The 13,180-nt window shown below is 49.3% G+C and carries 11 protein-coding genes; 3 read left to right on the top strand and 8 right to left on the bottom strand.

The features are described 5' to 3' along the window. Window positions 1–11: 11 nt before the first annotated feature. Window positions 12–932 (bottom strand): alkaline phosphatase family protein, encoded by a 921-nt coding sequence (locus ACFQI8_RS17545; protein ID WP_390247089.1) that lies wholly within the window; start codon window positions 930–932, stop codon window positions 12–14. A 128-nt stretch (window positions 933–1,060) separates the two neighbouring features. Beyond that, complete coding sequence (locus ACFQI8_RS17540) at window positions 1,061–2,620, bottom strand: flippase (RefSeq protein ID WP_390247087.1); 1,560 nt, start codon at window positions 2,618–2,620, stop codon at window positions 1,061–1,063. 11 nt (window positions 2,621–2,631) lie between these two features. Between ACFQI8_RS17540 and ACFQI8_RS17535 the strand changes: the two genes are divergently transcribed. Continuing rightward, a complete protein-coding gene (locus ACFQI8_RS17535; protein ID WP_390247085.1) occupies window positions 2,632–3,957 on the top strand; it encodes a sulfatase-like hydrolase/transferase in 1,326 nt (441 codons plus the stop codon). Window positions 3,958–4,447: 490 nt separating this feature from the next. Here the strand turns inward: ACFQI8_RS17535 and ACFQI8_RS17530 are convergent, their stop codons facing one another. Then, the gene (locus ACFQI8_RS17530; RefSeq protein ID WP_390247083.1) at window positions 4,448–5,272 is read right to left on the bottom strand and encodes an IS5 family transposase; all 825 of its coding nucleotides are present in this window, start codon (window positions 5,270–5,272) and stop codon (window positions 4,448–4,450) included. A gap of 334 nt (window positions 5,273–5,606) precedes the next feature. Between ACFQI8_RS17530 and ACFQI8_RS17525 the strand changes: the two genes are divergently transcribed. After that, window positions 5,607–7,178 carry a hypothetical protein gene (locus ACFQI8_RS17525; RefSeq protein ID WP_390247081.1) on the top strand — a complete coding sequence of 524 codons (1,572 nt, stop codon included), beginning with the start codon at window positions 5,607–5,609 and terminating at the stop codon, window positions 7,176–7,178. Window positions 7,179–7,241: 63 nt separating this feature from the next. Here the strand turns inward: ACFQI8_RS17525 and ACFQI8_RS17520 are convergent, their stop codons facing one another. The 4 genes from ACFQI8_RS17520 to ACFQI8_RS17505 all read right to left on the bottom strand — a co-directional run bounded on the left by ACFQI8_RS17520 (window position 7,242) and on the right by ACFQI8_RS17505 (window position 9,842). Further along, window positions 7,242–8,417: a glycosyltransferase family 87 protein gene (locus ACFQI8_RS17520; protein ID WP_390247079.1), complete on the bottom strand. Its 1,176-nt coding sequence runs from the start codon at window positions 8,415–8,417 to the stop codon at window positions 7,242–7,244. 64 nt (window positions 8,418–8,481) lie between these two features. Beyond that, window positions 8,482–8,949, bottom strand: coding sequence for a GtrA family protein (locus ACFQI8_RS17515; RefSeq protein ID WP_390247077.1), 468 nt, complete (start codon window positions 8,947–8,949; stop codon window positions 8,482–8,484). Beyond that, complete coding sequence (locus ACFQI8_RS17510; protein WP_390247075.1) at window positions 8,939–9,715, bottom strand: glycosyltransferase; 777 nt, start codon at window positions 9,713–9,715, stop codon at window positions 8,939–8,941. Before ACFQI8_RS17510 ends, ACFQI8_RS17515 begins: the two co-directional genes overlap by 11 nt. Beyond that, window positions 9,705–9,842 (bottom strand): hypothetical protein, encoded by a 138-nt coding sequence (locus ACFQI8_RS17505; protein ID WP_390247073.1) that lies wholly within the window; start codon window positions 9,840–9,842, stop codon window positions 9,705–9,707. Before ACFQI8_RS17505 ends, ACFQI8_RS17510 begins: the two co-directional genes overlap by 11 nt. A gap of 610 nt (window positions 9,843–10,452) precedes the next feature. On the opposite strand from ACFQI8_RS17505, the gene ACFQI8_RS17500 reads away from it, so the two are divergent. Next, window positions 10,453–11,337: an IS1595 family transposase gene (locus ACFQI8_RS17500; RefSeq protein ID WP_390247124.1), complete on the top strand. Its 885-nt coding sequence runs from the start codon at window positions 10,453–10,455 to the stop codon at window positions 11,335–11,337. 270 nt (window positions 11,338–11,607) lie between these two features. Here ACFQI8_RS17500 and ACFQI8_RS17495 read toward each other — a convergent pair whose 3' ends face one another. Further along, window positions 11,608–12,855, bottom strand: a complete 1,248-nt coding sequence (locus ACFQI8_RS17495) for a glycosyltransferase family 2 protein (RefSeq protein ID WP_390247071.1) — start codon at window positions 12,853–12,855, stop codon at window positions 11,608–11,610. Window positions 12,856–13,180: the final 325 nt, after the last annotated feature.

Genomic DNA, 13,180 nt, shown 5'->3' with positions numbered 1-13,180 from the left:
ATATCCGCATTTCAGCTTTTGTATCCTAAAGCTTTCAACTGGTCGTCTCGGTTTACTTCAATTTGGCTGTCTTCTTTCTTTGGGGGAGTATATGACCCTGTATTTTCTGCTTCAGTCTGGATCCACGGTACGACACGCAAGCAGTCTAGTGGCAATCCGGGCGGGTGACCATATATGCCCCATTCTCCAATTGCATTTCCATGGTCTGATGTAATCACAACATTTTCTGCATCAATATTCTCTAGAACAATCCTCACTTCGTCTAGAACTAGTCTTAAATTATCCTTGTATGCCTCCCACACTGTGTCTCTCTCTAATTCCCCATCACGGTACAGCTCCCAGACATCACGCCAATCTTGCTTTCCAAACTTTTGTACATCTTTTCCTTTTGACATTTCTGGACGAGATATGAATGGACAATGAGGTTGCATGTAGTGTACAATCACACGGTCGTACTCCGTCTCTTGAGATTGTCTAATGACCTCATTTGTAATTGCTCTTGGAGGGACAGTTCCTGGACTTTCCCAATCGGTTCTCCAGACTTCGATAAGATGTTTGAGCTCGTCCCCTGATAGTACAGTTTCAGAAAATGGGTTTCCACAAACATATAGTGTCGACTCCATCTCTCTTTGGTACTCTTCAACAAAGTTTTTCTGCATCCATCTCTCTGTTGCTGTATCCACTGATCTGTACCTCTCGACATTCGAGATAAAGTCATACTCTTGTTCTACCTCATTCATTAAATCAAATCTGCATGCATCCAGTACAATAAGCACATCCCAGTCAGCCTGATAAATGGGCGTTCCTGTTTGTAACCTCCCAAACTGGCTAAGGATCTTATGATAGATGGGCCGGCTAGATTTTTTAACCCCTTTTATTCCATCCCTACGGATGTGTTTGGAGGACTCTGACAACCAAGAACGTATCTCCATGTGTCAGGATCAACTTCCTATGAAATTATAGTATCGGTCATAAGACACTGTTTAGTTAGTAATGCTGGCTGGTCTGGTACGTCATAACCGATCCATACTCGTCTTCGACCATTACTGTATCTCTCAACTCAATCTATAAAGGACCTCACAACTGGTATTTTATAATCAATTCGAGATTCAAATTTCTGAATCAGTAACAAATCACTTTCGTCTAATGAGTTTGTAAAAACTAGTGCTAGAAGTTGAATTAGAGTGTAAGATATGCCAATAAGTATAAGATAAAATATGTTAAGCCGGTAGCTAATTAAAAACTGATGTGTTAGAACCGCAAATACCATGCTTGGAATCAAGGGCTTAAGATTATTCATCTTAAATGGATGGATTCCGATCACTGCATATATTATTAATACCTCTGTAAGATTGTATATAAAGAATCCGCCGATTGTCGCTAGTGCTGCTCCTTCAATTCCAAATCTAGGAATAAGTAAATAATTCAGTAGTATATTAGATATCACACCAACTACAGCGCAGACTAGTTCAATCTTCGTTCGGTTAATAGCTTTCAATAGATCGGTATCTAAGCCAACCAGAGATCTGAAAAATAATCCTCCAACAAGGATTGATAGTGTTAATGATGCGGGAGTATATTCAGCTCCAAAGAAAACACGAATTACATCATTGGAGAACAGAGCGAAGACCAGAATAAAAGGAAATGTGAGTGTCGCAATCCACTTAGTAGATGTACTGTATAATTTGTCTAGCTGTACTATATTGTGTGATTCATAATACTTCGTTGCCAATGGTAAGAATAGAAATCCAAACGATGCGGAGACTAGTGTAGTGACTTGCCGTAACGGCTGGATTGATCGATAGTACCCAATTGATGTTGAGTCTACAAACAGTGATAGCATTAGTATATCTAAGCGCGTTAATAAGATTGTGAGAGATACGCTTACTGCAAGTGGCCAAGAGTACCTCCATAATTTTCTTATTTCTTCTTGAGTCGGAGTTGAAACTTCAGACAATTTGAAACTTGTTCTTAAGAACCAGAGTGATAGAATACTGGCTGTTGCTGGGATCATAACCCAGTACAAAATTACTCCTGTTTCACTTTGACCCAAGTAAATTGCAATGATGAGAAGAGGTAACGCAACTATCCGAGGCCCGACCCATTTTGAGATGACTGCCGCTTTTGTCCTATGATCAGACCGAAGCCCAGCAAATGAGATCCGTGCGATTGGCAAAACCAATAGGTATGGTAGGAAGAAAACCAGAATCCGTCCGATATCTGTATCTCCTGCAATGCTAGATATTTCGGCTCGGAATATGAATAATAGTAGTGCTAGTATGCTTGAACTGAGCAGTGTTATTACATAACCACTGGGAAGTATGCCAGTTTGATTTTGGTTATCGTCCGTAGATAGATACCTTGTTACGCCAGATGGGACGCCAAATAAAACAATTGTCCCGAGTGTTGAAACAACCGCGTATGCTAATCCCAACCTTCCAAGTACGTCAGGCGCAACAGAGCGGATTATGATCAACTCTCCTAGTAGGCCTAGTGCTTGGCCGAGAACTGTTCCAATAAAAACGAGACTTACACTTTTAGCCAGATTTCCAATATCTTTCATGATTTCATTTGGTGGCTTTTCATGGCGACAGACAGCCTTATGACTCTTTGATTGCATTTAGAGTACAAATGCCTGACCATCCAAATATCGCGGTAGTGGTTCTAGATACGTTGCGCTACGATACGTTTGACGAATTTTTTGACTGGATACCCGGGACATCATTTACAAACGCTTATTCTACGTCTCATTGGACGGTTCCTGCACATGGGTCATTGTTTACCGGGCTGTATCCAAGTGAAGTAGGTGTACACAGTCAGTCGCTATCACTAGATTGTGATGAACCAACGATTGCCGAAGAGTTGCATGGTTCTGGATACTATACAAGGAAGTATACTGCAAATCTGAATATTCATCTTTGGGATGGCTGGGATCGAGGATTCGAGAAGAATATCGGTCCTGATGAGTTGGTTTCATATTACGACACTGATACTCTTGATTTTAGTAAGTTTTTATCACAATCTGATGGATCTGGACTGTCGTTATATCTGTCGGCAATATCAGAGTGCATCAAAGGAGAGCACTCGACGATCTATTCCCTTCTTGATGGCACTCGCCGGTATTTTGAATCAAAAAAGAGGGGCGGTGCTAAGTCAGTATTACGCCAGCTTGAAGATGAGACATTTGATGATAGAGAATTCATTTTCATTAACCTGATGGACGTCCACGTCCCGTATTACCCTCCAAAAGAATATCGGACACTTTCCAAAGAGGTGTCCACTAATAACTGGGAACCGTTCGTTGGTGATATATCCAATTTATCTGATGCAAAGATCGCATATAACGATGCTGCCAGCTATCTATCCGATATGTATAAAAAAATATTTTCAAAGTTGAATGAAGACTTTGACTATATTCTTACGCTCTCTGACCACGGGGAAATGCTGGGCGAGTTCGACATGATTGATCATACTTATGGTGTCTATCCTCAATTGAGCCATATCCCGTTAGTAATCTCCGGCGGTGATGTTACTGAATCAACAATCGATGTTCCTGTGAGTATACTAGATGTTCATGCGACTATCGCAGACTTAGCGGGGATCGAATGTCAAACGCATGGACAGATCCTGTTAAATGACCCACAGGCGAAAAATCGATTAGTGGAATACCATGGATTCTTACCTTGGCTCAAGGAACGATTTGTTGAGAAAGGCGTCCCAGAGGAGACGTACGAAGAACTAAATCAGCCATTGCATGCCTGTGTTAATAAAGATGGTAATTATTCATTTGAGACGCATTCTGACGGACTCATTGTGGAAGATGGCTTGCAACATCAAGAAGCAAGAAGAAATATAGATTCTCTTGTTAGTCAACTTACTGTCCGTGAGGTGTCTACTGATAATTCTAGCGTTGAAGACCCTGTAATGGACCGACTAGAGGATCTTGGTTATGCGTGATTTGCATCATGGGAATTCTGGTACAGTATAGCGGTTTAGTGGAGTTGTTACGAATACCACCTACTCAGTGAACGAATCAGGTTGTCATTGACGAAGGAGAGAAATCAGTATCTGTGGGTGGAGTTCTCCTCCAGACTCTTCTAATAGCGACCACACAGGAGTATCTTCGGTTCAAGGTATACGATGTGAATAGACCCACTGGTAGAATGAATCAGCCCCGTTTCCGCGTGACATGGGTTCTCTGATCAGATACGGCATCCAGACGGAGAACAAGCCACCGAAGACTTCGCTGAGTTCCCTCGAGAGCTAATTTCACACCGGTACTAGTAACCTGTCTCGCAAGAATAGATATGCGAGGTCACGACAACTAGATTAAAAGAAAATATTGGAGTCGGAATTCGCAAATTGGCTGATGAAGACAAGAAAGTTCGACTGCCAGTCTCCTTAGATCAGAGGGCTCTGGTGAATCGCCATACTGCGGTTGATTTGGCTATGTTGCGGCACGCTTGATGTTGTGAACGACACATTTCAAAACGAGTTCACGAAATTCACGGTACCACGTTCGCGCTCGCACGGCGTCGCCGTGCGTGCGCTTGATCGACGAGAAGACCGTCTCACACATCGATCTTTGACGGTATCGAGGCCCATCGACCACGCGCATAACGCGCGGGTCGATGGGCCGGAAGATGCGATGTTTAATCAGTGGTCTCACGCCTTCTTTGCGTAGTTTTTCGCGTAACTGCATCCAGTCGTAGCCTTTGTCGGCGGCGAGGCTGTGCAGGTCGCCTGCGTTGCGGGAGGCGACCTGCCAGCCGAGTTGTGTGTCGTGGGCTTTCTCGGTTGTACAATGAACGTCGAGAACAGCTTGGGTTTGAGTATCGACGAGAGCCGTCGCTTTGAGTGTCTGAACGCGATAATTCGTGCGGCGGCAGTAGTGCTTGCTCGCGTTTTCACGGTCGAAAAACGTGGCATCGATGGCGGCGTGACCCGAGAGGTCGTGCAGCTCCGACGAGAGTCGGAGCAGCACTCGCCAGACCTTCATCTGAAACCTATCAAATGCCTTAACGAGCGTCGAGTGATCTGGGAGATCGCCCTCTTCGAGGCCGATCTCGGCGAGAATATGCGGCATTTCGCTCAGCAGATCGAGGGCGTTGCGGTACGACTCATCGAGGTAAATCCGCAGACAGTGCAGCGATACAAGAGCGTAGTCGGCGAAGCCGCCACCCCCTTCGGGGGCGGCGACTTCGCCTCGGTTACCAACAACATTTTTAGCCAACGTGACCGCTTTGCTCGTGAAGCGGGAGATTTTCGACATAGGCATCGACAGTCTTCCGCTTCAACTCCTTTGAATTAACGAACGAACCCGCCGCCGTCTAGTGATTCACCAGAGCCGATCAGAGCATCTTAACCTGAGTTCACTAAGCAGTAGAAGTCGTGATTCGGAGTCTGCACAGATACTTCACTACAAGTTGTCAAAAGCCAACTATTCTTATAGGCCCCTGCACATATTGGGAGTAACTATGTCTGTGACCCGCCGGGCGAAGGTGTGTACTATCACAGTTTTAATTCTCTTCGCGGTGGTCGTTATTTTCTCACACTCGACAGGTCGTCTTTTCCCGTGGGTTCCTGTCGGTCTCGGACTAAGCGTATTGACCATCTTCGGGCTCTGTAAACAGTCTGCTAGAGGGACCATCGCTCTTGTTATCTCGGTTGCTGTGGGTTACCGGGTGTATCAGTTTACGTATCCAGCCAGCCTGATTGGGATGGATCCGGATAAGGTTGCAGTGGCAGTCCAGCGGCTTATTGACTATGGATTTCAATCAGCGATATCTGAGCTTCCCTTTTATGCTGAAATGGCAGGATTCCACGTGTATGCGGCTATGTTCGGGATGGTAAGCGGTCTAGATGGTCATGATGCAATTGTGATCATGCCGGTGATGATTGGTGTTACACTCCCGCTATTTATCGCGCTGATAGCCCGGTCAATAGCCACCTCAGAACGGGGGCTTGCAACGGTTCTTGGAGCCGGATTAGCAAGTGTTGGCACAATATCAATTCATTATGCAACTGCACCCATTCCTCAGACCCTTGCAACAGGTGCATTCGTTGTATTTGTTTATTCAACGATGAGGTTTCAAGCGACAGAGAGAAAAGAGTACTTTCCGATACTAATGCTTTCTCTTTTTCTACTCGCATATTCTCACAAATTAGGCGTTTTAGTCGCGATACTTGGGCTCATAATTGGTTGGGTGATATCCCACATCCAAAATCAGATCGATCGTACTGTCTCTTGGCAACCGCTTTCATCAACGCCACTTCTCTTGGCGACTATTGCTCTTAGTTTCCAATGGGTTTTTGTGAGCAACTTCGGTGTCTATGTAATGCTGGAGCCGGTTCGGGCACTTCTTCACTCGCCAGACCCTGCTTTTTTAGATCAGGTCGTTCCTACAGCCGCTGTTGACCCCACCCCTGGAATTGGATGGGGGCTTGCTACACGAGTCAACCAACTTGTGTTACTTGGATGTGCTGCAATTGCAGGGTTTGTCTATTTATTTGCCAAATCGACAATTAACCGATCTCAATTATTGGGATTTGTTGCTGGGTCGTCACTTCTGGTGCCGATTGGCGTTGCCTCCTCCTCCACACCGGGACTTATCCGGATCATGTTAATTGGTGAGCCTGTCTTATTAGCACTCATTGCCGTTGCGATCGCTGGACTGTTCCGACACAATCTCCCAAGTCGAACGGTTACTAACGCCGGTATCGCAGCAATACTTGTGTTGATCGTCACGTCACAGGTTGCCGTCCCAGCTGCAACCCCAGACCATCCACTCTCATCCCGGCATTACTTGACCGAGGGAGAGGTCGTTGCCAAACAATTTGCCTATGATAACACAGAAACTACAACCCCGATCCACGTAGATTACTACTACGCAAGAGAAATCGTAGACTTTGATCGAGACGGGTTAACATACACGACCGGAGGCAACGCAGCGTTTCCAGATGGATTTTCTCCCGTATCAAACCCGATCGTAATGGGGGGTTACCCTGAGAAGCAGTATAATTACACTTTAATCCGTCCAGGTCACAAAACATACCGAACTGGGGTCGGCATCTACCGGATCCTCTATTCTCTTGGTAATGAGTTTGATGCCACTCGTGGCCAGTCGAAGGTTTACAATAATGGTGATGGCGCCCTATACACTTCGCCACTCGGGTAGTGTATCCATGAAGTAACGCAAACAAGAGTTGTTATTGCAACTGGGCGCTTTCCATAGTATTTGTCACCGTCCAAGGCGGATGTTACTCATCACGGGACTTGTGGACTCTTCTTGATAGAGATACAGGACACACCCTAGAATCATGACTAAGATTCCGTAGAGAGTGGGTGTACCATACGTAAGCACAAACCCTGTTCCCTCCAGCAACACTTGCGTAAGTTGATCCGGGAGGGGCGACTGCGACAGGATACCATTGATGTGGCGAAATGAAAACGGGAAATTCGCGATGAATGCTCCTGCGAGAAATACTGTTCGGCCTTGGCTCTCCTCTAAACTGTAGAGTAAGACAAGGAGCGGTGCAAATAGCACCGGGAAATAGATTAAGAATGAGGTGAAAAACAAGAGCACAGCTGCAACAGTCACGAATATCGCAATCATCCTCTCTATGGGTGTCTGTATCCTTTGGTAAGTAAGGGCTACAAACGGAGCCAAAACTAAGAATGCTGTGACACTAAGGACAAGAGAATTATCTGTCGGAAGTAGGTGAGAGAGCGGACGTCGAATCGTTAGATAAACTGCTTCGGGGGCAAGTCCTCCAGCAAAGACATCGGTCTGGTATCGATTAGTCAGGATTGAAAAAAATTCTACTGTAGACTCTTGTCCAAAGAGGAGATAACCGCCAATCAGGCCACCCACACCGACAGTAACTGCATTCACGATCGCTGTCCAAGATCGATCACAGACGTACCACAGACCAATAGCTGCTGGCCAAACCTTGACTAACGCTGCAAGACTTAGGATTCTGCCCGACCATCCTTCGAGATCGCGCTCATGAGCAAGTAGTGCGGTCCCAATACAGACCGCAAGGAGTGTATTGATTTGGCCGTGCAGCAGATTGGGGACGGAGTGGGCAGACAATAGTACAAATGCTGTAACGAGGGCAAAATCACGTTGAGTCATCTTGATGCCTTGGTTCCGGAGATAAACCACAATCGCCCAACTCAATGCGATTGACGCAGCAATACTAATGCCGGTGTGAATCAAAAACGGGAGAACCCACGAGCTAAAGAGGCCATACGGCAAGAAAAATAGGATCACGATCGGAGGATACAGGAAATAGTACCCAGGATGTGCCGGGGGCGAGACTGTGTAAAAGTTCTCGCCACTTACTGCGGCTTTAGCAGCGTAATAGTAGACGCGGAAGTCAGTTCCAATTCGGAATCCGGAGATAAAAATCATATAGAGCCCAGCAAGAATCCCTAAGACAACCCCACAGAGGAGGATTCCGTGGACAAATCGTCGATCAGACATCATCAACCACTCCTGTGACATCCCACGTGAACAGGCTCTCGGCGACGTAGTTGATGATCATTCCGGCGCCAATGCCCATGATATTTGCGGCTGTCGGCCAGAGATTAACGTCAGCAATCGGGAGCTCGAAGTTTACAATCGACGTCAGGATATAGAGAACGCCGAACGCGACGGAGAGACCTACCACACGGACGAGATGCGACTTCCCCCATCGCCGGACGAAAGCCGTAATGCCAACGTCGCCTTCACCGGCGAACGTCCAACGGTCGTTTACGACGAACATCGTAGAGATCGACGTCTCTGCACCGATTGCCTTCGCAACCAGCGGGCCGACGCCAAGAAACGCTGTTAGGATCGCGACGATGAGCGTCTCAATCGTCGCGCCGACGACGCCAACAGAGACGAACTGTCCGATCCGCGCACGGTGAACGAGTGCATTGAGTTTGGAGTCAGTCGCCATCATTTCTTCCGAGTTTCATGAGCTTGGAGTGATCAGTCTTCGTGGTGTCTCGGAATCGCGGGCTCGTCGCAATCGCATCCGTCCGCCGCTTCACGTCAACAAGTGCAGTCGCCAACTCGATCGACGTCGAAATCGGTGACACGGTTGAGTCGGGGTGGTCCTCCCAATCAACGGGGACTTCAGCGATTTCGTACCCGAGTGATCCAGCGACTGAGACAAATTCTAAGTCCCACGCGAAGCCGGGTTCGTAGCAGTGGTGCCCGACGGCCTCCCACGCATCTGCGCGGACTGCCTTCGCCCCGCACTGGTAGTCTCGGCACTGAGTCGGGAGCATCTTCCGCGCTGCAAACGCGAACGCGTCGCCGAGAAGTCGGCGGACGATCGTCTGGTGGGCGACGATGTGCGAGGACGGATGCCGGCGCGATGCGATGCTCACGTCAGCGGTCCCCTGGCTAATCTGTCGGATGATGTTATCAAGCGATGGTGCTGGGACAGACCCGTCTGCGTCGACGAACGCGAGAATATCGGTGTCAACGGCGTCGAAGCCCTCCATAATCGCACTTCCCTTCCCTCGCTTCCCACTCGAGACGTTGACCTCGGCAACCTCTTCGAGACGGTCGACGTGTGCCTGCCGTGGTGCATCAATCTCGATACGGACGACCTCAGGATCAATTACCTGGCAGATGTTCTTGACGAACTGTTCAAGTGTGAGAATGTCGGGGTCGTACGCGGGGATAATGACGCCGATGGAGGGCTCAGTCGTCATCGTTGAATCCTGCTTCCTGTGATCGTTCATCAAGGAGCACCCCGTTCGCCTCGGCTTCTTCCACTTTCGGGATTTTGATCTGCTTCCAATTCTCTGTCTGCATCTCTTCTGTTCGGAGTGTCCTCATGTGATAGATACCATATCCGTCACCATTCACTAAAACTTTCTGATAGTTACACATACAATGTGTCTAAGGCGAATGCTATGTGTTGTACTTGATCTAGCTCTTTTCATATTACCTCAATTAATGTGTGAGTACGTACTTTTCGGGCTTCACAACGCTCTGGTTCGTCTCTGGTGGGCACGTGATTTACTACAGAGGACTATGCCCCACCATCTGTTTTATATCCTGATATACATCTATAGTTATACATTTTAACCTGGTTAACTGGATAGATATCAGCTGAGGCTCTCAACCCCGAGATCGTCGTTCCGTTCGGATTATTCTCGGTATATTACGAGATATCTTTCACAGTCAGAATAATCGCAGCGAATCGCATCGTTTACTCCGTTAACGTTGTTGCCGCTGATGTCTATTTAGCTACCAAAAATTCAAGTAGTACGACTGTATTTGGTTTTTTGGCTCTGTTGAGGTCATTTGACACTGAAGAGATCGCTCTTCACATGAGTTTCCGTGGATACTATTGGAAACGCTCTTGTGAAGCAGGTTGTTGGTCGAGGATAGTTGGTGCTGTGAAAGCGTAGCGGGCAAGGGTGATGCGTTCGCGTCACCCGATATGTTCCCATTTGAACTGTTAAGCTCGGAGGCGAGCGCCGCGAACCTGCTCCAGCAGGTTCGCTGGCGCGAAGGCCTCCAGTGCCCGCGCTGCCGGTCTGAGTCGGTGATCAAACACGGCAGCTATCGACAGTATCAGCGGTATCTCTGTAAGGATTGCGACCGAACGTTCAACGACAAGACCGGCACGATTTTCGCGCACGCGAAAATCGGCCTTGACAAGCTCTTGTTCGCGTTCTACTCGTTCGTTCGGTTCAATACGAGTATCCGTCAATTAGGCGCTGAAATCGACGTTTCCTACCGGTCGCTGCATCGGCGCGTCGAGCAGTTCGCCAGAACGCTCGACGCGCCTGCTATCTCGCTTGTTGGCCCGGTCGAGATTGACGAGTTCTACGTCTCTGCTGGCAAGAAAGGGCGCGAGCGCGACCACCTGTCGCGCTCGCGTGGCCTTTCGAAACGCGGACGAGGAACGTACGAGGAGGACAAACCGCCGGTGTTCACGCTCGTTGATCGCGGCAGCAGTAAACGATACGTCATGCCCGCGAAATCCGCCGACGAATCGACCGTGCGACTCCTTCTCGAAAACCACGAGAAGGAGTCGCTGACAGTCTACACCGACGGATTTCGAGCCTACGACCCGCTAGAAGACGACGAGAACTTCCACCGAGAATCAGTGATTCACGGTGACGGTGAGTACGTCGATGGAGACGCGCACGTGAACACCTGCGAGAGCCACGCGTCGCTGGCGCGACGGTGGCTCTCGCCGCATCGAGGCGTCTCAAAAGACAAACTGACAGCGTATCTCAGACCGCTCCAGCTTCGACGACAAATCCTTCGAAAACCGGGTCGAGAGGCACTCCAAGATATCGTTCGAGCAGTTCTCTGACTCACCAACAATTCCTTCACAAGAGCGATTGGAAAAATTCCTCAGTAAATCGCCAGACGTGATGAGGATTTCAACAGACCTCTTTTTACGCAACCTCCCTATAGTATCTAATCCGACATTTCCAGTCTAAGGGGTGCGTGAATGCATTATTGTTCTGATCACAAGTGACTCCGAGTCATCAACGTCTAATGGATTTTTATTAACTTTCTAGATAATTTGAAATATATTAAATGCGAGAGTAGAGATAAGGCCAAATCAGACTGCGTTGGATTAACTCGAGTTTTCGACCGACCCCAGCAGGAACGACCCGAACACCATCTGCAGGCCAACCACGACGGCCACGGTCGCAACCACGTCGGCAACAGCAATGGGCAACGCACTGAACCCACTGGTCACCCACGTCACTGCCAGGACCCCACCGTAGGCCAACCCAGCCAGAAACACCACAGACCCAATCGTCGCCCCTCGCTCGAGCGAAATCCGCTTCGTAAACCACGTCGTAAACGGATCCGACGCACCACGAACCGGGTCCGAAGACACCGTCGAAAAGGCTCCGAACAGCATCAACTGAAACCCGGCAAGCGTCAGTAGCCCACCGCCAATCCCGGTGTGAATCCCGAACGACGCACTCCCAATCTCGATGCCACTCCACGCCAACACCAGCGCCAACACACCAATCACGGACAACCCGAACCCGGGAGCCGAAAACAGATACCCCGGCGCGTTCACCAACATAAACCGAACGTGTCGCCAGCCATCGGGGAAACTCTCTAGGTTCGCCTCACCCTCGCGGGGATGATACGTAATCGGCTTCTCGGCAATCTCGAGGTCCTTCGCGCCGGCTTCCATAATCATCTCGCTGGCGAACTCCATGCCGCTCGACGAGCAGTCCATGGTCTCCCAGGCGTCGCGACTAAACACGCGCATCCCCGAGTGGGCGTCACTCACGCCAGCGCCGTAGAACACGTTCAAGAACTTCGTCAACAGCGGGTTGCCGACGTGTTCGTGTAGCGGCGGCATCGAGCCGGGGAGAATCTCGCCCTCCAGGCGCGACCCCATGGCCATGTCGGCCTCGCCCGCCCGAACCATATCTAACAGCTTGGGGAGCTCTTTGAAGTCGTAGGTGCAGTCGGCGTCGCCCATGGCGATGAAGTCACCGCGGGCGCGCTCGAACGCGTACAAATACGCGTAGCCGTAGCCCTTGTCGTCGGGTTCGATGACGATAGCGCCATTCTCTTCTGCAATCTCGGGCGTGCGGTCGGTCGAACTGTCGGCGACGACGACCTCGCCGTAGACTTGCAGGTCTTCGAGGGCGGCTTTGACCCACTCGATACACTGGGCGATGCCCCCTTCTTCGTTGAGGGTGGGCATCACGACCGAGAGCGTGGGCGCGATATCGCTGTCCGCGGACAGCAGTAGCTCGTCACCGCTCAGGCGGATGTCCGAGGCAGACTGCCCGTTCGTCGCTCCCTGCTGTGGAGCGTCGACGGGGGATTCTGATTGGGGTTTCGTGCTCATGTACTGGATTCCTCCGTGTCGCTATCGGGTGTGTCTGCGAGAGGCGGAAAGCGTACACACTCCGAGTTGACGCGTACTATCAGATAGACGAAACCACATGCATAAAGCGTTTGGCCTCTTACGAATCAGAGGAAATCCTAGGTCTTATGAGATCTCCATAGCGGAAGCCCACGGACCAAGGAGTTCCATCGTGGATTCCTCCAATACGTCACCGAGCGCCGTCATGTGTTTCCAGTTCCACGACTATTCGGGACGGTTCGAGGGTGTACACGCGCTGTGACGCTGGGGCTGTGAGGTAACCTCGACCGAATTCGCACTGAGCCGT

The sequence above is a fragment of the Haloferax chudinovii genome, assembly GCF_042663345.1.
GTDB lineage: Archaea > Halobacteriota > Halobacteria > Halobacteriales > Haloferacaceae > Haloferax > Haloferax chudinovii.
The sequence above is the reverse complement of the archived record's forward strand: the minus strand, read 5'-3'. Positions and strand labels throughout refer to the sequence as shown.